Source organism: Streptomyces chromofuscus, from assembly GCF_015160875.1.
In the GTDB taxonomy this organism is placed as follows: domain Bacteria; phylum Actinomycetota; class Actinomycetes; order Streptomycetales; family Streptomycetaceae; genus Streptomyces; species Streptomyces chromofuscus.
The window spans coordinates 6,166,766-6,188,665 of sequence record NZ_CP063374.1 but is presented as its reverse complement, the minus strand read 5'-3'; the positions used below and the strand labels follow the sequence as shown (position 1 = coordinate 6,188,665).

Here is a 21,900-nt window from a genome sequence, read left to right as displayed (position 1 = left end):
CGTGACGCTGAGCGGGGTGTGAGGAAGACACATCCGCTCCGCCGTGCGGTGCTCGCCGGGGCGGGCACCGTTTCCGCCGTCGTGCTGCTGCTCGCGCTCAAGCCGACCACGGATCCGTCACTCGCCCAGGACGCGGAGGGCCTGAGCACCCCCGTGGCGTCCGCGGTCCCGGCCGGCGCCGGCAGCGCTTCCTCCGCCACCACATCGCCGTCGGCCTCGGCGAGCCCCTCGGTCTCGCCTTCGGCGAGCACCAGCGACTCCACCTCCGGCAGCGCGTCGCCGTCGGCCGTCCCGTCGGCGTCTCGTACGACCACCGCACCGACGAAGGCGAGTGCCCCCACCGCGTCCCGAACCACGTCGGGCACGTCGGGCACCTCCGGCACCTCGGGCGGGTCCACCACCCGGTCCGTCGCCGGAGCCACGGTCAGTACGCAGTACGGCTCCGTCCAGGTGCAGATCACGGTCAAGGGGAGCACGATCACCGGGGTCACCGCCCTGAAGTCGCCGTCCTCCACCCCACGGAGCAGGGAGATCTCCGCCGACGCGATCCCCCAGCTCAACCAGCGGACGCTGGCGGCGCAGAGCGCGAACATCGACTCCGTCTCGGGAGCCACCTACACCAGCGCCGGCTACCGTCAGTCGCTCCAGAGCGCCCTGGACAGGGCCGGTGTCTGAGCCGCGCGTGCAGCATGTGGAACACGTGATGGGCACGGTGTTCTCGTTCGACGTCCGCGGGTGCTCCGGCCTCTCCCGTACGCGCGAGGCGCTCACGGAGGCGGTGGACTTCCTGCACCACGTGGACCGGGTCTTCTCCCCATACCGCGAGGACAGCGAGGTCAGCCGCCTGGCGCGCGGAGAGCTCAACCCTGAGCAGTGCGGTCCGGACGTCCAGGAGGTGACGCGCCTGTGCGAGGACGTGGTGCGGCGCACCGAGGGCTGGTTCTCCCCCTGGTACGCGGGAAGCGGCGACGGATGGGATCCGACCGGACTGGTGAAAGGCTGGGCCACGGAGCGCGCGGCCCGCATGCTGGCCTCGGCGGCCCCCGACACGGCCGTGTGCGTCAACGGCGGCGGTGACATCCAGCTGCTCGGCGGGCCCTGGCGCATCGGCCTCGCCGACCCCCTGGGCCCGGGCGCGCTGACCGCGGTGGTGGAGGTGGGCGCTGATGTACCAGAGGCGGCCGTGGCGACGTCGGGCCCGGCGGAACGCGGCTGCCACATCCTCGACCCTCATACCGGCGAGCCGCCCGCACACCCGCTCGCGGCGATGACGGTCGTCAGCTCCACCCTCACGGTCGCCGACGCCTTCGCCACCGCCGCCTACGCCATGGGCGATGCCGCCCGCTCCTGGCTGGAGGAGCAGCCCGACGCCGAGGGCCTGGCGACGACCGCTACCGGTGCCACCTGGCAGAGCACCGGCTTCGCCCACTGGACCAACTGACGCCTCAGCCGGGCAACGACCGGTGGCCGCCCCGTCGCACAGGGACGGAACGGCCACCGGCGTTCACCAGGTCGACCGGATCAGAAGAGCGAATAGAGCAGCCGGTTCGGCGAGCCGCTACCCGCGCTCTTCACCACGCCGCTCGTCGTAGCGGCCACCATCGCGTCCCTGACCTGTGCCGGAGTGGCGGAGGGGTGCCCCGACAGGTACAGCGCCGCGACGCCCGCCACGTGCGGGGTGGCCATCGAGGTGCCGCTGATGGTGTTGGTGGCGGTGTTGCTGGTGCTCCAGGACGAGGTGATGCCCACGCCCGGCGCGAAGAGGTCCACGCAAGTACCGTAGTTGGACCGGGAAGCCTTGGTGTCGGTCTTGTCCGTCGCGCCGACGGTGATCGCCTCGGGGACGCGTGCCGGGGAGTCGTTGCAGGCGTCCTGGGCCCTGCCGCCCTGGTTGCCGTTGCCGGCGGCGACGGCGTAGCTCAAGCGATGCCACCGCGCTGTGCCGAGCGCTCGTTGACATCAGACCCCAGTAGGTGCGGCCTTTTCTCGCGGAGCGGCTCTCGTCGCCAGGAGGGCTGCCGCGAAGGAGCTTCCGCTCAGGACAAGGAACAGGCCGCCGCAGCCGCCGAGCAAACCGGCGAGGGCAGCTCCGGCCCAAGGGGCGAGGGCGGCGGCGATGGTGGCCGGGGCCGTGAGGAGGGCGGAAAGGTGGCCGTATCGGCCGGCGCCCCATCGGTCGGTGACCGCGGTGGCCTGGAGGAGGGTGAGGTTGCCGCGGACGACGCCGGCAAGGACGGAGAGCAGGACCAGGAGCGGGATGAAGTCCAGTACCGGAACAGCGGGGTGCCGTTGGAGGAGTACGAGCTCACCCGCGGGGACCACCGCCGTCAGAAGCAGAGCGAGGAGATCAGCGAGTGGGATCGGCGTCAGACAGAAGAGGACGACGCCAAATGCCGGGCAGACCCGGAGAGGGCGGAGCGCCGCCGCCAGGCGTTCAAGAACGTCGCGAAGCTGATGCAGTCCTTCAAGAAGGCCGACCACGAGATCATGCGATGGCGTGTCCGGCTGTACTGCGGCCACATCATCGAGACGCAAGCGCACTACACGTACACCGACCCCCTCTCGGCCGGGTCATACGGCAGGCGATGCTCTGAGTGCGGGGAAGACCGGCAAACAATCGTGGCCTTCGAACCCATCGGGCTGCGCGGCGAGCCACCGGAACCAACAGAACCCAAACGTTCGTCGCCCCCTAAGAAGCCGACACGAGCCGACCTCGAACGACGCGTTAAGACGCTGGAGAAGGAGAACGAACGCTTGCGCGCGAAGCTCAGCGGCTGAAGGTCCGACCGGGCGCCGGCGGCAGGCGCCATCGCCGCATAGACGCAGTTCACGTCAGCCTTCGCTCGTGTCTGACGCGGTACGACTCGGCGTACTGGACGCGGCCAAACGGCCCGCCCGGCCGACGGTTGCTCGGCCGGGCGGGCGGCCCTCACCGGCCGAGGTGCTTCTTGTAGAACGGGATCAGGTGATCCAGGGCGATCTTGACCGGTTCGGGCTGGTCGTACAGGTCGTAGTGGGAGAAGCCTTCCGCCACGACCAGTTCCTTGTCCTTCGACGCCGCGCGGCGGTAGATCTCCAGGCCGTCCCGGTACGCGCCGAACGCACCGGGCTTGTCTCCGACGACTACGCACAGCGGCCGCGTCAGGAGAACCTCGGCGCGGTGGAAGGCGTCCCAGCCGATCGCGGAAGCCTGCCGGGAGAACAGTCCCTCGGTACGGCCGCTGGGCTTCTCGCCGCGCTCGGTGCGGTAGTACGCGGTGGCCTCGGACAGGTCGAGTTCGGTCAGACCCTGCTCCTTGGCGGCCTCGGGAGACGCCGGCAGGTACTGGGTGACCCGCCGCTCTTCTCCCCGTGCCTCGGCCGTACGCTGCTCGGCAACGGCGTCGAGGGCGCCGATGGGGTCGTAGTCGCTGAAGGACTCGTGCATGAGGCGCCCGAAGTTCACGCCTGTGACGCTGCCGACGGCCTTGATGCGGCGGTCGGTCATGGTGGCGTTGATGGAGTAGCCGCCGCCACCGCACACGCCGATGACCCCGATGCGGTCGGCGTCGACGTAGGGCAGCGTCACCAGGTAGTCGATGACGTAGCTGATGTCCTGGGCCCGGAACACCGGGTCCTCGATCGACCGCGGCTCACCGCCGCTTGCGCCCTGGAAGCTGGCGTCGAAGGCGATGACGACGAATCCTTCGTCCGCCAGCGCCGTTCCGTAGACGTTGCCGGCAGTCTGCTCCTTGCACGAGCCGATGGGGTGAACGCTGACGATGGCGGGGTAGGTCCGGCTCTCGTCGAAGCCCGGCGGGAGGTAGATGTCAGCGGCAAGGTCCCAGGCGAGCGCCTTGACGGCGACGTGCTTGATGTTGTCGGTCATGGGTGCAACTCCTCGTCGGTGAAGCGGGGCGCGGCCAGTGGCAGGGGCGGGGCCGTGCGTCCCAGAAGTGATCAGCCCTTGTCGGCGGGCTCGCCCGTCAGGTGCTCCCGGAAGAACGGGGCGGCCTGGGAGATGGCGCGATCGACGTACTCGGGCACGTCGTAGAAGCTCATGTGCGTACCGCCCTCGACGACCTGGAGCTGCTTGGGGCTGCGGACCCGGCCGTGCAGTTCGGTGGACATCCACAGCGACCCGGCCTCACTGCCGGCCACGATGAGGATCGGCTGGGTGAGGAGGTCCTCGACCATGTGGAAGGCGTCGAAGGTGAAGATCCGCGAGACGCTCTTGGTGAAGAGGAACTTGTTCTTGGCGTTGGGGTGCTGGGCGCGCGGGGTGAGGTAGTAGTCGCCGGCCTCGACCAGGTCGCGCGGGGTGTTCTCGTCCGGCTCCGGCGGGACGTAGGGCAGGTAAGTCGGGTCGGCGCCCTTCGTGGCCTCGGCGGTCCGCTGCTCGGCAAGAGCCCTGAGAGTGGGCACGGCGGCCGCGTCGGAGTCGGTGCCGTACCAGCCGCGGCGGAAGGAGGTGCCGATGTTGACGGCGCTGACGGTGGTGAGGGCCTTGATCCGGTAGTCGGTCATCGCGGCGTTGACGCTGTAGCCGCCGCCGGCGCAGACGCCCAGGGCGCCGATGCGCTCGGGGTCGACGTAGTCGAGGGACTGGATGTAGTCGACGGCGGCGCGGACGTCCTCGACGCGAGCGTAGGGGTCCTCCAGGTGGTGGGGCTCGCCGCCGCTGTCGCCCTGGAAGGAGGCGTCGAAGGCGAGCGCCACGAAGCCCTGCTCGGCGAGCTTGCTCGCGTACAGGCCGGCGGCCTGTTCCTTCACGCCGCCACCGGGGTGGACGACGACGATGGCCGCGTGAGGGGTGTCCGGGGCGAAGCCGTCGGGCAGGTAGAGGTTGCCCGCCATGGTGATCTGGCCGTTGGGGAAGGTGATGGCTTCCATCATCTGCTCCTGTTGTGTGTAGGTGCGGTGTGGTTTCAGTGGGTGCGCAGGTGCGCGAGGTCTTCCCTGACGCGGGCCGGTTCGGCGTCCAGGGGCAGGTTGGCAGTGTCCTTGACGGCGTCGAGGGCACCGGAGAGGTCCGGCTGGGCCTTGGCGAACAGGGCGGTGAAGTCCTTGGTGGCCCAGCCGGGCCCGGAGAAGACCTCGAAGGTCTTGCCGATGGCTGCGTCGTCCAGCAGCGCCTCGACCAGGAGGCCGCCGAGGGCCTCGCGGCTCACTCCGTCTTCGCCCGTGTCACCCTGCTCGATCCGCAAGTGCGCCCCGCCCTCGCCGGCATCCAGCCAGCCGGGGCGCACGATCGTGTACGGGGCGCCGCTGAGCCGTACGAGCCGCTCGGAGCGGCGCTTCCAGTCCAGGGCGTGACCGCCGTCGTTGAAGGATTGGTCGCGGCGGGTGACGAAGATCGTCGTCTGCAGGACGATCCGGGGCCGGCGCTCCCCGAGCGCACGCAGGACGTTCGAGACGCCGCCGTAGTCGATCCGCTCGAAGGACTCGGGGCGGGCGTCGTCGTCCGAGCCGTGCACGAAGATCACCGCGTCGATGTCCCGGACCGCCGCTGTGAGGGTGTCCGGTGCCGTGAGGTCGCCGACGACGATCTCGGTGCCAGGAGGCAGCGCCTTGCGGGCGCGGGATGCGCTGCGGGCGAGGGCCACGGCGGTCAGACCGCGGGCGGTCGCCGCGGCGACCACGTGCTGCCCGGTGCGGCCGGTGGCCCCGACGACGAGGACACGATCGATAGAGGGCATGAGGGGTTCAGCTCCTTCTTCGGCTCAGGAGTCGATGACGGCCATTCCGGCTTCGTCGTGACGCTCCCCGGCGGCCGGGGTCAGGTTGTTGAGCCGGTCGATCTGTTCGCCGGTGAGTTCGACGCGGTCGGCGGCGGTGTTCTCCTCGACGCGCGAGACCCGCTTGGTGCCGGGGATGGGGGCGATGTCATCACCCTGGGCGAGGAGCCAGGCCAGAGCGACCTGTGCCGGTGTCGCGCCCGCCTCCGCCGCGACGGCCTCGACCTCGTCGACGATCCGCAGATTGCGCTGGAAGTTCTCGCCGATGAAACGCGGATTGATCCTGCGCCAGTCGTCCTCGGCGAAATCCCGGGTGGAACGGATCTTCCCGGTGAGGAAGCCGTGGCCAAGGGGCGAGTAGGGGACGAAGCCGATGCCCAGCTCACGCAGCAGGGGCAGCAGCTCGGCCTCAGGGTCGCGAGTCCATAGGGAGTACTCCGTCTGCAGGGCTGCGACGGGATGCACGAGGTGGGCGCGGCGGATCGTGGCCGGGCCGGCCTCGGACAGGCCGATGTGGCGGATCTTGCCCTCGGCGACGAGTTCGGCCAGGGCGCCGAACGTCTCCTCGATCGGGGTGTCCGGGTCGACCCGGTGCTGGTAGTACAGATCGATGTAGTCGGTACCCAGACGGCGCAGCGAGCCTTCGACAGCGGTGCGGACGCTGGCCGGGCTGCTGTCCAGCCCCGGGCGGCCGGTGTAGGAGATGCCGCCGAACTTCGTCGCCAGCACGACCTGGTCCCGGCGGTCCTTCACGGCTCGGCCGACGAGTTCCTCGTTAGTGTACGGGCCGTAGATCTCCGCGGTGTCGATGTGGGTGACACCCAGGTCCAGCGCGCGGTGGATGGCGCGGACGGCCTCGGCGTCGTCACTGCCGGCACCGGTGTAGTAGGCAGACATCGACATGGCGCCGAGGCCGACGCGCGAGACGTCGAGTCCGCCGAGAGTGATGTGCTTCATGAGGAGGATGGCTCCGTTTTCCCTGTTGATTCAAAGCGGATGGTGGCCGTGAGCGGAGGATGTGTCCGACTCGCTGTCGGAGCAGACCAGAAGGTCTCGGCTCCGAATTCCTAGAGACCGGCGAATATTCGCCTCTCCGTCATTCTTCTCTTGGCCACAGGACGACACTCGCACGCGCCATGCGCCCCCACCAGAGGAGACTTTCATCCTGGGAGGAATCCATCCAGGGATAAAAATATCCCTGCCACCCCAGTTACCTGCCGGGTGACACTGGAGACCATGACCAGTAGTGCGCGCCCCGATGAACTGGGGGCCTTCTTGAAGGCACGCCGAGCCGACCTGAGCCCGCAATCGATCGGTCTCCCCGAGAGCGGAGCCCGCCGCCGTGTCCCGGGGCTACGCCGCGAGGAGGTCGCCGCCCTAGCCGCCATCAGCGCCGACTACTACACCCGCCTGGAACAGGGCCGCATGCAGGCATCGGCGCCGGTGCTGAACACACTGGCACGCGTCCTGCACCTGGACGACGACCAGCGCACCTACATGTTCCAGCTCGCCGGGCGCCCCTCGGGAAAGCCCGCACGCCGCTCCGCCCAGAAAGCACAACCCCGACTGCAGCGTCTGCTCGACGACCTGGCCACGACCCCGGGAATCATTCTCGGCCGACGCATGGACATTCTCGCGTGGAATCCACTCGCGGCAGCTCTCGTCACTGATTTCTCACACATTCCGGAGAAGCACCGGAACTATATACGCCTGGTTTTCACCGACCCGAAAATGCGGGAGCTGTATACCGACTGGAAGAACGTCGCCCACACCTGTGTGGCCCAGCTTCGCATGGAGGCGGCCCGCGACCCGGACAATCCGCGCCTCACCACACTCGTCGGCGAGCTGTCGGTCCAGGACGCCGATTTCCGCCGATGGTGGGCCGACCACCACGTAGCAGTACGAGGAGTCGGCACGAAGACACTCAGGCACCCGGTCGTCGGCGACCTGACCCTCGACTGGGACACCCTCGCCTCCACCACCGACACCGACCAGCAGCTCGTGGTCTGGTCCGCCGAACCCGGCTCCCCCTCCCACGACGCCCTACGCATCCTCGCCTCCTGGGCCAACGCCACGACCTCGGCCACCACCGAGACCAGCACCGACACCGACCGCTCGCTGCCCGGCTGACCTGAGCCGCTGCCACACTGGAACCATGAGCAGTGGCGACCCGAAAGAACTGGGCACATTCCTCAAGGCGCGCCGGGCCGAGCTGAATCCCCTCCAGGTAGGGCTGCCGGACACCGGACCTCAGCGGAGGGTGGCGGGCCTGCGCCGCGAGGAGGTCGCCCAGCTGGCCGCCATCAGCACCGACTACTACACGCGCGTCGAACAGGGCCGCATGCAAGCATCCGTCCCCGTCCTGGAGGCAATCGTCCGGGCCCTGCGCCTCACCGACGACCAGCGCACCTACCTGTTCGAGCTTGCCGGCCGTCCACCGATCGAAGCGCCTGCCCCACCGGACCGGACCGTCACCCCCCACACCCGCAGACTCCTCGACCAGCTGACCGAATCACCCGCCCTGGTCCTGTCCGACACCATGGACGTCCTGGCCTGGAACCGGCTCGCCGCAGCCCTCCTCACCGACTTCGGCCAAGTCCCCGAAGAGGACCGCAACTACGTCTGGCTGCTGTTCAACGACCCCGTCCTGCGTGCCCTGTACGACGACTGGGAGACCGGCGCACACGCCTGCGTGGCCTACCTGCGCATGCACACCGCCCGCCGCCCGGACGACCCCCGCCTCCTGCGTCTCCTGGAACGGATGGCGCATCACGCCGACTTCCAGAACTGGTGGCAGACGCGTGAGGTCGCCGTTCAGGGCGCCGGCAACAAGGTCTTCCACCATCCGGTCGCCGGTACCCTCGTCCTCGACTGGGACACCCTGACCAGCTCGACTTCCCCCCGGCAGCATGTCGTCATCTGGACGGCGGAGTCAGGCAGCCCCTCGGAGAAGGGGCTTCGTCGTCTGGCGACAGCCGCAGCCGACAAGCAGCGGACAGGTCTCCCCACATGTCGTCCGTGAACGCCCACCGTCAGGGGCTGCGTTCACCGCATCGGCGTGGTGCTGATCGGGGCCTCCTTCTGATCCTCCGTGCGCCGCAACAAGCGGTTCGCGGATGCCGAGGGATCCGGCACGACCAAGAAACGGCGATGGCCTCCGTGAGCTGATCATGTTGCGGCTGGCGGCACTCAATGACGAGCCATCAGAACGAGCGTCAACTGAGCGTCGATGTGGTCGGCCTCCCTCCGTACTGATGGAAGGGACGACCGCACCGCCGTTCCGGTACGCCATCTAGAACGCCAGGTCAGACGGCGTTCGTCAGCAGACCACGCGCTTCACGTCGTGCACCTACGGAATCATGTCGGCACGACCCGCCCGCAACCTGGAGAATCAGAGCATCAGCAGGTCAGAGCCCCTTTGCAGCAGGCTCCAGAATCGCCACGCACTCCACGTGATGCGTCATCGGAAACAGGTCGAACACCCGCAGCATCCGCACCCGATACCCCCCGTCCCGGAAGTACCCCAGGTCCCGGGCCAACGCCGCCGGATCGCATGCCACATAGGCGATCCGCCGGGCCCCCAGTGACGCCAGATGCTCTACCGTCTTGCGGCCCGCCCCCGCCCGCGGCGGGTCCAGGACCACGAGGTCGACCTCCGTGATGCCCGTGCGCGGCAGGACCGTCTCGACCCGGCCCTGCTCGATCCGCACGCGCGGGAACTCCGCGAGGTTGTGCCGCGCGTCCTCCACCGCCCGCTTGCCGGACTCGATGCCGAGGACCGCGCCCTGCTCCCCCACCCGGTCGGCGAGCGCGCCCGCGAACAGGCCGACGCCGCAGTACAGGTCGAGCGCCATGTCGCCCTTGCGCGGCAGCAGGCCCTGCATGACCGCCGTCACCAGGGTGTCCGCCGCCTTCGGGTGGACCTGCCAGAAGCCTCCGGCCCCCACCCGGTACGTGCGCCCGTCCGCGCGCTCGCGGACGAAGGGGCGCCCGTGGACCCGGTGCACGCCTCCGTCCTTCTCCTCGACCCGCATCACCGACACCGGCCGGTCCAGCTCCACGATCGGCAACCGCGCCCCGGGCCGCGGCGTCAGGATCACCTGCCGGTCCTGCGACCCCGTCGCAGCGATCGCCTCGATCGACGCCATCCCGGGCCACTCGCGCTTCTCGATGCCCAGCTCACTGACGCCCTCGGCCGCGATCATGCAGTGGTCGATCGGCTCGACCTCGTGCGAGCGGTGCCGCCGCAGCCCCGCACGCCCGGAGCCGTCCACCGCGTACTGCACCCGCGTCCGCCACTGCGGCACCTGCCCCGCGGGCAGCTTGTCGCCCTCGGCCGGCATCACCGTGCCGTCCCAGCCCGCCTCCTCCGGAGTGAGCCCGGCGAGCCGCCGCAACTGCTCGGCGACGACCTCGCCCTTCAGCCGCCGCTGCGCCCCCGGCTTGGCGTGCTGCCAGTCGCAGCCACCGCACCGGCCTGGTCCGGCGTAGGGGCAGGGCGCCTCGATGCGGTCCTTGGACGCCGACAGCACCTCGACCGCGTCGGCACGCAGGAACCGAGCGCCTTCCTCGCCCTCGGTCACACGGGCGACGACCCGCTCTCCGGGCAGCGCGTGCCGGACGAACAGCACCTGCCCCGACTCGGTGCGCGCGATGCAGTGCCCGCCGTGGGCGACGGGGCCGACCTCGACCTCGTACTCCTCCCCGACGAGCGACCCCACCTGCGGTTTCTTCGGTTCTGCCTGCATGGCGGGAGCGCTCCAGATACGAGAGGGGGTACGGCCGGACAACAGCCCACCAGTCTACGTGCTCACCGCACGCCTCAGTCCCGGCCGCTCGGCTCCTTCGGCCGCTCCTGCGCCGGCCCGCGCCGCACGGCACCCGGCGCGTTCCAGTCCTGCCGCTTGCGGGCCCGCTTCTTCGCGACCTCCGACGACGCCAGCTGGTAGGGCACGGACGTCACCATCACACCCGGCGTGAACAGCAGCCGCCCCTTGAGCCGCAGCGCGCTCTGGTTGTGCAGCAGCTGCTCGTACCAGTGGCCGACGACGTACTCGGGGATGATCACCGAGACGACGTCGCGCGGCGACTCCTTGCGCAGGCTCTTGACGTACTCGATGACCGGCCGCGTGACCTCCCGGTACGGCGAGTCCAGCACCTTCAGCGGTACGTCTATCCCGCGGCGCTCCCACTCGTCGCGCAGCGCCTTGGTGTCGGCCGGGTCGACATTGACGCTGAGCGCCTCGAGGGTGTCCGAGCGCAGCAGCTTGGCGTAGGCCAGGGCGCGCAGCGCCGGACGGTGGATCTTGGAGATCAGGACCACCGAGTGGACCCGCGACGGGCGGACACTGTCGTCGCTCGGCCCCTCGGGGGCGGCGAGCTCCTTGGACACGTGGTCGTAGTGGCGGCGGATCGCGGTCATCGTCACGTAGAAGATCACCATGCCGAGCAGCGCGACCCAGGCGCCGTGGCTGAACTTGGTGACCAGGACGACGACCAGCACCAAGGCGGTGAAGAAGGCACCGAAGGCGTTGATCGCGCGGGAGCGGTTCATGTGCCGGCGCTTGGCGAGGTCGGTCTCCGTGGCCAGGTGGCGGTTCCAGTGCCGGACCATGCCGGTCTGGCTGAGCGTGAAGGAGACGAACACCCCGACGATGTAGAGCTGGATCAGGCGGGTGGAGTCGGCTTCGTAGACCCACACCAGCAGCGCGGCCGCGCCGGCCAGCAGCACGATGCCGTTGGAGAAGGCGAGGCGGTCGCCGCGCGTGTGCAGCTGGCGCGGGAGGTAGCGGTCCTGGGCGAGGATCGAGCCGAGCACCGGGAAGCCGTTGTACGCCGTGTTCGCGGCGAGGAACAGCACCAGCGCGGTGGCCGCGGCCAGCACGATGAACAGGAAGCTGCCCCGGCCGAAGACCGCCTCGGCGACCTGCGAGATCACCGGGTTCTGGACGTAGTCGGAGCCGACCGGGACACCGTTGTCGAGCAGGTCGTGGGCCGGGTTCTCGGCCATCCGCACGTTGGAGGCCATGGCGAGGCCGATGATGCCGCAGAACATCGTGACGGCCAGCAGGCCCATCAGCGCCAGCGTGGTCGCCGCGTTCCGCGACTTGGGCTTGCGGAAGGCCGGGACGCCGTTGGAGATCGCCTCGACGCCGGTGAGCGCGGCACAGCCGGAGGAGAAGGCCCGCAGCAGCAGGAAGACCAGCGCGAAGCCCGCGAGGCCCTGGTGCTCGGCCTTGATCTGGTAGTCGGCCGTCGGCGCCCGCATGGTGTCGTCCAGCACGAGACCGCGGAAGGAACCCCAGGCGATCATGATGAAGACGCCCGCGACGAAGACGTACGTCGGAATCGCGAACAGCTTGCCCGACTCCTTGACCCCGCGCAGGTTCATCAGGGTCAGCAGCACGATCACGGCCGTCGCGCAGAACACCTTGTGCTCGACGACGAACGGGATCGCCGAGCCGAGGTTCTCGATGCCGGACGAGATCGAGACGGCGACGGTCAGGACGTAGTCGACGAGCAGGGCACTGGCGACGGTGAGGCCGGCCTTGGGGCCGAGGTTGGTCGTCGCGACCTCGTAGTCGCCGCCGCCGCTCGGATAGGCGTGCACGTTCTGCCGGTAGGAAGCGACGACCGTGAACATCAGCACGACGACCGCGGCGGCGATCCAGGGGCTGAAGTGGTAGGCCGACACACCCGCGATGGACAGGACCAGCAGCACCTCGCCGGGCGCGTACGCCACGGAGGAGAGCGGGTCGGAGGCGAAGACGGGGAGTGCGACGCGTTTGGGCAGGAGCGTTTCGCCCAGCCGGTCACTGCGCAGTGCACGCCCGATCAGGATCCGTTTGGGCACGTCGGTCAGTTTGGACACAACAGGGGATCGTAAGCCTTCGAACAGGGGGTCGCCCACCGGCCTCCCGGCATCTGCCCGCCGAGTGAAATACCCGCCAGGTCGGCCGGTGAATCCGGCGTACGCGATGATCCGCATGCCTATATGACAAAACCCTAGCCGATTGCCCCAGTTTCCCCCTCCGGAGGCACCATGCCCGCGACCGCAGAGCTCATCGGCGCCACCGCCGCCCTCGTCGGCCTCGGCATCCTCACCGTCCTCAGCGTCTGGAGCATCAGCCGCCGTTGATCACCGTGAACCGTGCACAGGGGTCCCCGCCGCGGACCGTGCCTGTGTAGCTTGGTCGGCGGTCTGAGACCCTGTTTCAAGCCAAGTCAACAAACCCTGACCTCGGAAGGACGGTCGTGCACATCGTCATCATGGGCTGCGGCAGAGTGGGCTCCGCTCTCGCCCAGACCCTGGAGCAACAGGGGCACACGGTCGCCGTGATCGACCAGGACCCCACCGCCTTCCGACGACTGGGCTCCTCGTTCGGTGGCCGCAGGGTCACCGGTGTCGGCTTCGACCAGGACACCCTGCGCGAGGCGGGCATCGAGGAGGCCGGCGCCTTCGCCGCGGTCTCCAGCGGCGACAACTCCAACATCATCGCGGCCCGCGTGGCCCGCGAGATGTTCGGCGTGGAGAACGTCGCGGCCCGCATCTACGACCCCCGCCGCGCCGAGGTCTACCAGCGCCTCGGCATTCCGACGGTCGCCACGGTCCGCTGGACCGCCGACCAGATGCTGCGCCGGCTGCTGCCGTCCGGCTCCGAGCCGCTGTGGCGCGACCCCACCGGCGGCGTCCAGCTCGCCGAGGTGCACGCCTCCAGCGCCTGGGTCGGGCACAAGATCAGCAAGCTCCAGGAGGAGACGGGCGTCCGCGTGGCGTTCCTCACCCGGCTCGGCGAGGCGATCCTGCCCACGTCGCAGACGGTGCTGCAGGAGGGCGACCTGGTGCACGTCATGATGCGCAGCGACGATGTCGAGAAGGTCGAGGCGTCGTTCGCCGAGGGACCCGAGAGGGAGGGCGGTCACTGATGCGCGTCGCCATTGCCGGAGCCGGCGCGGTCGGCCGGTCCATCGCCGGTGAGCTGCTGGAGAACGGCCACGAGGTCCTGCTCATCGACAAGGCGCCGACCGCCATCTCGGTCGAGCGCGTCCCGCAGGCCGAGTGGCTGCTCGCCGACGCCTGCGAGATCACGTCCCTGGACGAGGCGGCGCTCCAGCGCTGCAACGTCGTGATCGCCGCGACGGGCGACGACAAGGTCAACCTGGTCATTTCCCTGCTGGCCAAGACGGAGTACGGCGTCCCGCGCGTCGTCGCCCGGGTCAACAACCCGCAGAACGAGTGGCTGTTCAACGAGTCCTGGGGCGTCGACGTCGCCGTCTCCACCCCGCGCCTGATGTCGGCCCTGGTCGAGGAGGCGGTGAGCGTCGGCGACCTGGTCCGCCTGCTGCGCTTCAGCCACGGCGACGCCAACCTCGTCGAGCTGACCCTGCCGGAGGAGTCGGCCCTGGCCGGCACCCAGGTCGGTGACGTGGAGTGGCCCGAGGACACCTCCCTGGTCACCATCATCCGCGGCACCCGCGTGCTCACCCCGACCCAGGAGGACTCCCTGGAGGCGGGCGACGAACTGCTCTTCGTGGCCGCGCAGGCCCGGGAGGAGCAGCTGGAGGACCTGCTGTCGGTGCGCAGGGAGCACCCGGCGGACTAGCCGCGGCCCGTCCGGACGGTACGAGACGAGGGCGCCCCACGTGATCGTGGGGCGCCCTCGTCGTCGTATCAGCCTCACTCCTGGCCGCTCGCACCGGCGGGACCCTTCTCGGCCGCCCGTGGCTCGACGCCGTACCGGCCCGGCTGCTACTCGCCCGCGCGTGCCTCGGCCTCGAGGCGCTTCTCCTCCGCCTCCATCTCGGCGAAGACGTCGATGGGCGGCGGTGCCTTGGCGAGGAAGACCCACGTCAGCCACACCGCCAGCAGGAAGGGCGGGATCTTCAGCGCGACCAGCACCCAGCCGAGCTGCGTGGTGTCGGCCCACCAGTACAACGGGAAGAGGATCGCGCACTTGGCGAGCAGGATCAGCCCCCACGCCCAGCTGGCCTTGGCGTACGCCTTCTTGCGGCCCGGGTTGCGGGTGCGCCAGGAGAGGTTCTCCTTGAAGACCGGGCCGAGCATCAGGCCGATCAGGGGCACACCGGCCAGCGTGGTGATGATGTACGCCAGCGCCAGGCCCAGCGTGTAGAGCATGCCCGGCAGGTAGAAGTCCTTGGCGTTGCCGGTCATCATCGCGAAGACGACACCGAAGGCCACGCCGAAGACGCCGCTGAAGGCGTGCTTGACCGTGTCCTTCATCGCCAGGCGGACCACCACGAGCAGCAGCGACACGCCCAGAGCGGCGAGCGCCGACAGGTGCAGGTCCTTGTTGATCGTGTAGATGGTCACGAAGAGGAGGCCGGGCAGCACCGTCTCGATCATGCCCCGCACGCCGCCGAAGGCCTCGAACAGCGCGGCCTCCGTCACTGCCCGGGATTCGTGCTCCGTGTCTTCGGTGTGTTCAGTCGGCTTGTCGAGCGACGTCACCGGCTACTCCCGTCCGAGGGGTCTCAGTTCGTACTTGGGGTTGAACAGCACCCGGCGGCCCCGGCTCATCGAGATCCGGCCCGATGCGATCAGCTTGCGCCCCGGTTCTATTCCGACGATGGAGCGCCTGCCGAGCCACACCACGTCCAGTGCGGCGGAGCCGTCGAACAGCTCGGCCTCCAGGGCCGGGACTCCCGCGCGCGGACGCAGCGTGACCGTGCGCAAGGTACCAGTAACCGTGACGATCTGCCGGTCATGACAGTCACCGATGCGGGTGCAGCCCGCGGTCTCGGCGTCCTCCCGCAGCTCCTCGGACTCCAGGTCCTCCTGCGAAGAGGAAAGCCGGTCGAGCATGCGCCGGAACCGGCCCACCGGCTTTTCGGAACGAGGAACAGCACTCATGTCTGAAGCCTACCGGGGTGACTGACAGCAACGTACCCCCGTCACCTACCCCCGTACCGCGGCCCGAACCGGCCCCCTCGGCGCGGCCCGCCCCGCGCCTCACCCTCACCTCACCTCACCTCTCGAAGCGGTAACCCATCCCCGGCTCCGTGATGAAGTGCTTCGGATGCGACGGGTCGGCCTCCAGCTTGCGGCGGAGTTGGGCCATGTAGACGCGCAGGTAGTTCGTCTCCGTCCCGTACGACGGCCCCCACACCTCCTGCAACAGCTGCTTCTGGCTGACCAGTCGGCCGGTGTTGCGCACCAGCACCTCCAGCAGGTGCCACTCGGTGGGCGTCAGCCGCACGTCCCGGCCGCCCCGGTGGACCTTCTTCGCGGCGAGGTCGACGGTGAACTCGTCGGTCTCCACGAGCACCTCCTCCTCGCCGCTCCCCACGGGCTCGGCGCGGCGGACGGCGGCCCGCAGCCGGGCGAGCAGTTCGTCCATGCCGAAGGGCTTGGTGACGTAGTCGTCGGCGCCCGCGTCGAGCGCCTCCACCTTCTCGTCGGAGGAGTGCCGGGCCGACAGCACGATGATCGGCACCCGGGTCCAGCCGCGCAGTCCCCTGATCACCTCGACGCCGTCCATGTCGGGCAGCCCCAGGTCGAGCACCACCACGTCCGGGTGGCGGGCGGCGGCGAGCTCGAGGGCGGTCGCTCCGTCGTGGGCGGCGTCGACCTCGTACTTGCGCGCCCTGAGGTTGATCACGAGGGCGCGCACTATCTGCGGCTCGTCGTCGACCACGAGCACTCTGGGGGCCTGGGGAGCACCCCCAGTGGGACTCACCATGAGGCCTGCCTTTCTGAGGGTACGGAGAGGAACTCGGGGCGCGCCCCCGCCGGGACGGTGAGGACCATGGTGAGCCCGCCACCGGGGGTGTCCTCGGCGTCGAGCGTGCCGCCCATCGCCTCGGCGAAGCCCCGGGCGACCGCGAGGCCGAGGCCGACCCCGGCCCCGCGCGGGGCGTCGCCGTACCGCTGGAACGGCTCGAAGATCCGCTCCTTGGCCTCGTCCGGCACGCCCGGCCCCCGGTCGACGACCCGCAACTCCACCCGGTCGGCGATGGCGCTGGCGGCGACCAGCACCGGCGTACCGTCCGGGCTGTACTTGACGGCGTTCTCCACGACGTTGGCGACCACCCGTTCCAGCAGCCCGGCGTCCACCCGGACCATCGGCAGCGTCTCCGGCACGTCCAGGACCACGCTGTCCTCGGGCACGCCGCCGAGCGCCACCGGGACGACCTCGTCCAGGTCGGCCTCGCGGATGATCGGCGTGACGGTGCCGGTCTGCAGGCGGGACATGTCGAGCAGGTTGCCGACCAGGTGGTCCAGGCGGTCGGCGCCCTCCTCGATGCCCGCGAGGAGTTCCGCCTGGTCCTCCTCGGACCACGCCACGTCGTCGGACCGCAGGCTGGAGACGGCCGCCTTGATACCGGCCAGCGGAGTGCGCAGGTCGTGGCTGACCGCGGCCAGCAGTGCCGTCCTCATGCGGTTGCCCTCGGCCAGCGTGCGGGCCTGGTCGGCTTCCTCCTGGAGCCGGCGGCGGTCCAGGACGACCACGGCCTGTGCGGCGAACGCGGCCAGCACCCGGCGGTCCTCAGCCGGGAGGACCCGGCCGGTCAGCGCCAGCGCCATGTGGTCCCCGACCGGCACGTCCACGTCCGCGTCCTCGGGGCGTTCCACCGGCCCGCCGGCACCGGCTCGGCCCACGCAGGTCCACGGGTCGACGTCGCTCTCACGCTCCAGCAGCGCGGCCGACTCCATGCCGAAGGTCTCCCGCACCCGCTCCAGCAGGGCCTCCAGGCTGGTCTCGCCGCGCAGCACGTTGCCCGCGAGGAAGGAGAGGATCTCCGACTCCGCCCGCAGCCGCGCCGCCTGGTGGGTGCGCCGGGCCGCGAGGTCCACCACCGACGCAACGGACACTGCGACGGCCACGAAGATCACCAGCGCGACGATGTTCCTCGAGTCGGAGATCGTCAGCCGGTACAGGGGCGGGGTGAAGTAGTAGTTCAGCAGGAACGATCCGACGGCCGCCGCGGCCAGCGCCGGGAGCAGCCCGCCGAGCAGCGCCGCGGCCACCGTCAGCGCCAGGAACAGCAGCACGTTGTTGGCGAGGCCGAGGTCGACGGTGGTCAGCAGCACCGCCAGGATCGCGGGACCGGCGAGGCCGACGGCCCAGCCCCAGACGATCCGGGCCCGCCCCAGCCGCGCCCCGCGTGCGACGGGCAGTCCGCGCCCCTTGGCGACCTCGTCGTGGGTGACGATGTGGACGTCCAGGTCGGGGCCCGACTCCCGGGCGACCGTGGCGCCGACGCCCGGTCCGAAGACGTACTGCCACGTCTTGCGCCGCGACGACCCGAGGACGATCTGGGTGGCGTTCACCCCGCGGGCGAAGTCCAGCAGCGCGGCCGGTATGTCGTCGCCGACCACGTGGTGGAAGGTTCCGCCGAGATCCTCGACCAGCGCCCGCTGCACCGCGAGTTCCTTGGGCGAGGCGGCCGTGAGTCCGTCGCTGCGCGCTATGTAGACCGCCAGCACCTCACCCCCGGCGCCCTTCTCCGCCAGCCGCGCCGCCCGCCGGATCAGCGTGCGCCCCTCCGGACCCCCCGTCAGACCGACGACGATCCGCTCCCGCGAGCCCCAGATCCTCGACACCCGGTGCTCGCTGCGATAGCGCTTCAGGTACTCGTCGACCCGGTCCGCCACCCACAGCAGCGCCAGCTCACGCAGGGCGGTGAGGTTGCCCGGCCGGAAGTAGTTCGACAGGGCCGCGTCCACCTTGTCCGGCTGGTAGACGTTGCCGTGCGCCATGCGGCGGCGCAGCGCCTCGGGCGACATGTCGACAAGCTCGATCTGATCGGCCCGCCGGACGACTTCGTCGGGCACGGTCTCCCGCTGCCTGACCCCCGTGATGGACTCCACGACGTCACCCAGTGACTCGAGGTGCTGGATGTTGACGGTGGAGACCACGTCGATCCCGGCCGCGAGCAGTTCCTCGACGTCCTGCCACCGCTTGGCGTTGCGCGAGCCGGGGACGTTGGTGTGGGCGAGTTCGTCCACCAGGGCGACCTGCGGGCGGCGGGCCAGGACGGCGTCCACGTCCATCTCGGCGAAGGTGCCGCCGCGGTACTCCAGGCGCTTGCGGGGGACGTGTTCCAGGCCGTTCAGCATCACCTCGGTGCGCGGCCGGTCGTGGTGCTCCACGAAGGCCACCACGCAGTCCGTGCCGCGCTCGACCCGCCGGTGACCCTCGGACAGCATCGCGTACGTCTTGCCCACGCCCGGTGCCGCACCGAGGTAGATCCGAAACTTGCCGCGTGCCATGGCCTCATTGTCCGTCTTCCGCCAACTGCTGCGTACGCAGCGTCGACCCTACGGCCAACGGTGCGGGGGAAGGGGACGGCGAGGGTGCCAGGAGCACGTCTTTGACAGAACCCTGACGCGCCCGCCCTGGGCGCTCGGGTCGGTGTCGTTGATCGGTGACAGCGTGGCCGTGGAGAAGGCCTCGGAGCTCGTGGTGCCGCCCCTCGGGCAGCCGTCCACGGTGATCGTCATCCGGCCCCCGCGGGCGATGACGCCGAGCAGGCCGACGCTGTTGCTCGCGGTGCCCCCCGCGACGGCCGCCGGAGCCGCGGCCCCGAGTACGGCGGCTGCCGCGGCGCACTCCGACGGGCCGGACCCCCGCGCAGCCCGCCCCGACGCGCCGCGCCCCGTTTCACGCGCGGCCATGCGAAAGGGCCGTACCCACCGGGGTACGGCCCTCTGCCCGTCTGCCCTGTCTCAGCGGACCTCGGTGATCTCCGGTCCGCGCTGGAGCTGCCCCATGCCTCCGGAGAAGCGGGAGTTGCCCTGGTCGTCCTGCTGGACGCCCTCGGGGACCATCTGCGCGTCGTTCGGCAGCTTCAGGACGATGGGGTCCCTGGGCGCCATCGGCCCGTCGCCGCGGACCACGACCGTGTCCCGGAAGATGTTCTCCAGCAGCCCGGCCGCCTGCGGCTGCACCGCGCCCTGGCCGGAGATCACCCCGCGCAGGAACCAGCGGGGCCCGTCCACACCGACGAACCGGACGACCTGGAAGCCGCCCGTGCCGTCCGGCAGCTGCACCGGTACCTGGGCCCGCAGCTCCCAGCCGAGCGGTCCCTCGACCTCGTCGACGATGCCGCCCTGCTGCGTGATGCCTGCGGCGATCTCCTCACGCACCTCGCCCCAGATGCCCTCGCGCTTGGGAGCAGCGAAGGCCTGCAGCTGGATGGCGCTGTCCCGCAGCACGACGGTCGCCGCGACGATCGCGTCCCCCGCGACCTCGACCCGCAGCTCCATGCCGTCGACTCCCGGCACCAGCAGCCCGCCCAGGTCGACCCGGCCCTCGGCCGGCTCGCGCACCTCGGAGCTGTCCCACGGTCCGTCGGGCCGCGGCTCCGGCTCCAGCCGCACCCGCTCACGACCGACCTCGTCGTCCGCCTCAGTGTCGACGCTGTCGACGACCTGCTCGGCCTCGCCGGCCGCGTCCTCGGCGGCACCCTTCTTCTTGCGACGTCCGAACACGTCACTGTCCTTCCCGGTCGGATACGACCGAAGCGTATCGATTCCCACCCGCCTTGCCGCCGACGGCGGCATGACCGCTTGTGCCGCCCCCGTCGCCCACCGCGGCATGGCCGCCGGTGGACCCGAAGCCCCCCTCGGCCCGCGCCGAGCCGGGAAGCTCCGCCACCTCCTGGAAGCGGACCCTCTCGACCTGCTGGACGACCAGTTGGGCAATCCGGTCGAAGCGCTCGAACCGCACGGTCTCGCGCGGGTCGAGATTCACCACGATCACCTTGATCTCCCCACGGTACCCGGCATCAACCGTCCCCGGGGCATTCACGAGGGCGACACCGCAGCGGGCGGCGAGACCGGAACGTGGGTGCACGAAGGCCGCGTACCCCTCGGGCAGCGCGACAGACACCCCCGTCGGCAGCACGGTCCGCTCGCCCGGCGCGAGTTCACAGGCCTCGGTGGTGCGCAGATCGGCACCCGCGTCACCGGGGTGCGCGTACGCCGGAAGCGGTACGTCCGGGTCGACGCGCCGGATCAGCACGTCCACGGGGTCGCGGCTCACGGGTTCACCTCGAAGGCACGGGCCCGCCGGATCTGGTCGGGGTCCTCCATCGCGGCCCGGATCTCCTCCTCACGGCCGTGGTCGATGAAGTGGTCGACCTTGACCTCGATGAAGAGGGCGTCCGCGCGGACGGCGACGGGGCCGTCGGGGGCGCCGATGCGTCCGGTGGCGGTCGAGTAGATCTTCCGTCCGGCCACCGCGGTCACCTCGGCCGCGAGGTGCAGCGTGGTGCCCACCGGCACGGGCCGCACGAAGTCGGTCTCCAGCCTGCCGGTCACCGCGATGGTGCGCAGCAGCCAGTTCAGGGAGCCGAGCGTCTCGTCCAGGGCGGTGGCGAGCACTCCGCCGTGCGCGAGGCCGGGGGCACCCTGGTGTTCGGGCCGTACGGTGAACTCGGCGGTGATCGACACCCCTTCGCCCGCCCGCGCCGCCAGGTGCAGCCCGTGCGGCTGGTCGCCGCCGCAGCCGAAGCACTGGTCGTAGTGCGCGCCGAGGAGTTCCCCGGGCGCGGGAGCGTCGGCGTGCCGCGCCGGCTGCTTCGCGTCGGCGGGAGGCGTCAGACCTGGGGATGTACCACTCACAGCCGCAGACCTTACCCGCCCGTCCGCCTCCGACGACCGCCCTGCCCGTCAGCGCTCGCGCACTGGCCCCCCTGATCCTGGCTGCGCGCGGACAGCGTGCCAAGCTTGACGTCATGCAGCTCTCCGCGGCCCCGTACGAAGAACGCCTCACCGCGCCCCGCTCCTGGTGGCTGATCAGCTTCCTGGCCGGGGTGTCGCTCGCCCTGATCCTGTTGCCGTTCGGCACGCTGCCGCTGCTGGGCGGTCTGGTCGGCGGCACGGCCACCGCGGCGGTGGCGGCGAGTTCGTACGGCTCGGTCCGCATCCGCGTGGTGGGCGGCTCGCTGATCGCGGGTGAGGCGAAGGTGCCCGTCACGGCGCTGGGCGAGGTGGAGATCCTGAGCCCCGAACAGGCCCGGGCCTGGCGCACGCACAAGGCCGACACCCGCGCCTTCATGCTGCTGCGCGCCTACATCCCCACGGCCGTGCGGGTCGAGATCAACGATCCCGCGGACCCGACGCCGTACCTGTACCTGTCGACGCGTGAGCCGCAGCGGCTGGCGGAGGCGATCAGGACGGCGCGGGAGGCGGCCGCCGCCTAGCCGGCCGGGGCGA

21 protein-coding genes and 2 pseudogenes are annotated in these 21,900 nt (G+C 70.4%); 8 read left to right on the top strand and 15 right to left on the bottom strand.

Annotation, left to right across the window (positions count from 1 at the left end; translation table 11 throughout):
* Nucleotides 1-18: 18 nt before the first annotated feature.
* Together IPT68_RS27895 and IPT68_RS27890 are read left to right on the top strand one after the other, a co-directional pair.
* Nucleotides 19-675, top strand: coding sequence for an FMN-binding protein (locus IPT68_RS27895; protein ID WP_189698604.1), 657 nt, complete (start codon nucleotides 19-21; stop codon nucleotides 673-675).
* A gap of 28 nt (nucleotides 676-703) precedes the next feature.
* Nucleotides 704-1,441: an FAD:protein FMN transferase gene (locus IPT68_RS27890; RefSeq protein ID WP_189698751.1), complete on the top strand. Its 738-nt coding sequence runs from the start codon at nucleotides 704-706 to the stop codon at nucleotides 1,439-1,441.
* Between the two features lie 80 nt (nucleotides 1,442-1,521).
* On the opposite strand, the pseudogene IPT68_RS27885 reads toward IPT68_RS27890, so the two are convergent.
* Nucleotides 1,522-1,923 (bottom strand): annotated as a pseudogene (locus tag IPT68_RS27885) (S8 family serine peptidase); the annotation flags it as partial.
* Between the two features lie 36 nt (nucleotides 1,924-1,959).
* Nucleotides 1,960-2,253: pseudogene (locus tag IPT68_RS34320) on the bottom strand (MFS transporter); the annotation flags it as partial.
* On the opposite strand from IPT68_RS34320, the gene IPT68_RS27880 reads away from it, so the two are divergent.
* Entirely contained in the window at nucleotides 2,149-2,778 is a 630-nt protein-coding gene (locus IPT68_RS27880) for a hypothetical protein (protein WP_189698602.1), read from the top strand. The pseudogene IPT68_RS34320 and the gene IPT68_RS27880 sit on opposite strands and share 105 nt — an antisense overlap.
* Nucleotides 2,779-2,929: 151 nt before the next feature.
* On the opposite strand, the gene IPT68_RS27875 is transcribed toward IPT68_RS27880, so the two are convergent.
* The 4 genes from IPT68_RS27875 to IPT68_RS27860 form a co-directional block, all read right to left on the bottom strand.
* Nucleotides 2,930-3,868: an alpha/beta hydrolase gene (locus IPT68_RS27875; RefSeq protein WP_228039951.1), complete on the bottom strand. Its 939-nt coding sequence runs from the start codon at nucleotides 3,866-3,868 to the stop codon at nucleotides 2,930-2,932.
* A 71-nt stretch (nucleotides 3,869-3,939) separates the two neighbouring features.
* Nucleotides 3,940-4,875, bottom strand: coding sequence for an alpha/beta hydrolase (locus IPT68_RS27870; protein WP_308438776.1), 936 nt, complete (start codon nucleotides 4,873-4,875; stop codon nucleotides 3,940-3,942).
* A gap of 32 nt (nucleotides 4,876-4,907) precedes the next feature.
* A complete protein-coding gene (locus IPT68_RS27865) occupies nucleotides 4,908-5,678 on the bottom strand; it encodes an SDR family oxidoreductase (protein WP_189698601.1) in 771 nt (256 codons plus the stop codon).
* 24 nt (nucleotides 5,679-5,702) lie between these two features.
* The gene (locus IPT68_RS27860; RefSeq protein ID WP_189698600.1) at nucleotides 5,703-6,674 is read right to left on the bottom strand and encodes an aldo/keto reductase; all 972 of its coding nucleotides are present in this window, start codon (nucleotides 6,672-6,674) and stop codon (nucleotides 5,703-5,705) included.
* 279 nt (nucleotides 6,675-6,953) lie between these two features.
* On the opposite strand from IPT68_RS27860, the gene IPT68_RS27855 reads away from it, so the two are divergent.
* Nucleotides 6,954-7,847, top strand: a complete 894-nt coding sequence (locus IPT68_RS27855) for a helix-turn-helix domain-containing protein (RefSeq protein WP_189698599.1) — start codon at nucleotides 6,954-6,956, stop codon at nucleotides 7,845-7,847.
* Nucleotides 7,848-7,872: 25 nt separating this feature from the next.
* Nucleotides 7,873-8,739, top strand: coding sequence for a helix-turn-helix domain-containing protein (locus IPT68_RS27850; protein ID WP_189698598.1), 867 nt, complete (start codon nucleotides 7,873-7,875; stop codon nucleotides 8,737-8,739).
* A 385-nt stretch (nucleotides 8,740-9,124) separates the two neighbouring features.
* On the opposite strand, the gene IPT68_RS27845 is transcribed toward IPT68_RS27850, so the two are convergent.
* Nucleotides 9,125-10,465 (bottom strand): class I SAM-dependent RNA methyltransferase, encoded by a 1,341-nt coding sequence (locus IPT68_RS27845; protein ID WP_189698597.1) that lies wholly within the window; start codon nucleotides 10,463-10,465, stop codon nucleotides 9,125-9,127.
* A 74-nt stretch (nucleotides 10,466-10,539) separates the two neighbouring features.
* Nucleotides 10,540-12,588 (bottom strand): APC family permease, encoded by a 2,049-nt coding sequence (locus tag IPT68_RS27840; protein WP_189698596.1) that lies wholly within the window; start codon nucleotides 12,586-12,588, stop codon nucleotides 10,540-10,542.
* A 383-nt stretch (nucleotides 12,589-12,971) separates the two neighbouring features.
* On the opposite strand from IPT68_RS27840, the gene IPT68_RS27835 reads away from it, so the two are divergent.
* Both IPT68_RS27835 and IPT68_RS27830 read left to right on the top strand, forming a co-directional pair.
* Nucleotides 12,972-13,643, top strand: a complete 672-nt coding sequence (locus IPT68_RS27835) for a potassium channel family protein (protein ID WP_189698595.1) — start codon at nucleotides 12,972-12,974, stop codon at nucleotides 13,641-13,643.
* On the top strand, nucleotides 13,643-14,320 hold the full coding sequence (locus tag IPT68_RS27830) for a potassium channel family protein (protein ID WP_189698594.1): 678 nt from the start codon (nucleotides 13,643-13,645) through the stop codon (nucleotides 14,318-14,320). The genes IPT68_RS27835 and IPT68_RS27830 overlap by 1 nt, the downstream gene beginning before the upstream one ends.
* Nucleotides 14,321-14,466: 146 nt before the next feature.
* Here IPT68_RS27830 and IPT68_RS27825 read toward each other — a convergent pair whose 3' ends face one another.
* The 7 genes from IPT68_RS27825 to IPT68_RS27795 form a co-directional block, all read right to left on the bottom strand.
* The gene (locus IPT68_RS27825) at nucleotides 14,467-15,186 is read right to left on the bottom strand and encodes a DUF3159 domain-containing protein (RefSeq protein WP_189698593.1); all 720 of its coding nucleotides are present in this window, start codon (nucleotides 15,184-15,186) and stop codon (nucleotides 14,467-14,469) included.
* Between the two features lie 3 nt (nucleotides 15,187-15,189).
* On the bottom strand, nucleotides 15,190-15,588 hold the full coding sequence (locus tag IPT68_RS27820; RefSeq protein ID WP_105968602.1) for an OB-fold nucleic acid binding domain-containing protein: 399 nt from the start codon (nucleotides 15,586-15,588) through the stop codon (nucleotides 15,190-15,192).
* A 115-nt stretch (nucleotides 15,589-15,703) separates the two neighbouring features.
* Entirely contained in the window at nucleotides 15,704-16,417 is a 714-nt protein-coding gene (locus IPT68_RS27815; RefSeq protein ID WP_189698592.1) for a response regulator, read from the bottom strand.
* Nucleotides 16,411-18,951 (bottom strand): sensor histidine kinase, encoded by a 2,541-nt coding sequence (locus IPT68_RS27810; protein ID WP_189698591.1) that lies wholly within the window; start codon nucleotides 18,949-18,951, stop codon nucleotides 16,411-16,413. Before IPT68_RS27810 ends, IPT68_RS27815 begins: the two co-directional genes overlap by 7 nt.
* Nucleotides 18,952-19,407: 456 nt before the next feature.
* Nucleotides 19,408-20,172 carry a DUF3710 domain-containing protein gene (locus IPT68_RS27805; protein WP_189698590.1) on the bottom strand — a complete coding sequence of 255 codons (765 nt, stop codon included), beginning with the start codon at nucleotides 20,170-20,172 and terminating at the stop codon, nucleotides 19,408-19,410.
* A 1-nt stretch (nucleotide 20,173) separates the two neighbouring features.
* Entirely contained in the window at nucleotides 20,174-20,725 is a 552-nt protein-coding gene (dut, locus tag IPT68_RS27800; RefSeq protein WP_189698589.1) for a dUTP diphosphatase, read from the bottom strand.
* Nucleotides 20,722-21,306: a PaaI family thioesterase gene (locus IPT68_RS27795; protein ID WP_189698588.1), complete on the bottom strand. Its 585-nt coding sequence runs from the start codon at nucleotides 21,304-21,306 to the stop codon at nucleotides 20,722-20,724. Before IPT68_RS27795 ends, dut begins: the two co-directional genes overlap by 4 nt.
* 113 nt (nucleotides 21,307-21,419) lie before the next feature.
* Between IPT68_RS27795 and IPT68_RS27790 the strand changes: the two genes are divergently transcribed.
* Complete coding sequence (locus IPT68_RS27790) at nucleotides 21,420-21,887, top strand: DUF3093 domain-containing protein (protein ID WP_189698587.1); 468 nt, start codon at nucleotides 21,420-21,422, stop codon at nucleotides 21,885-21,887.
* Nucleotides 21,888-21,900 lie beyond the last annotated feature (13 nt).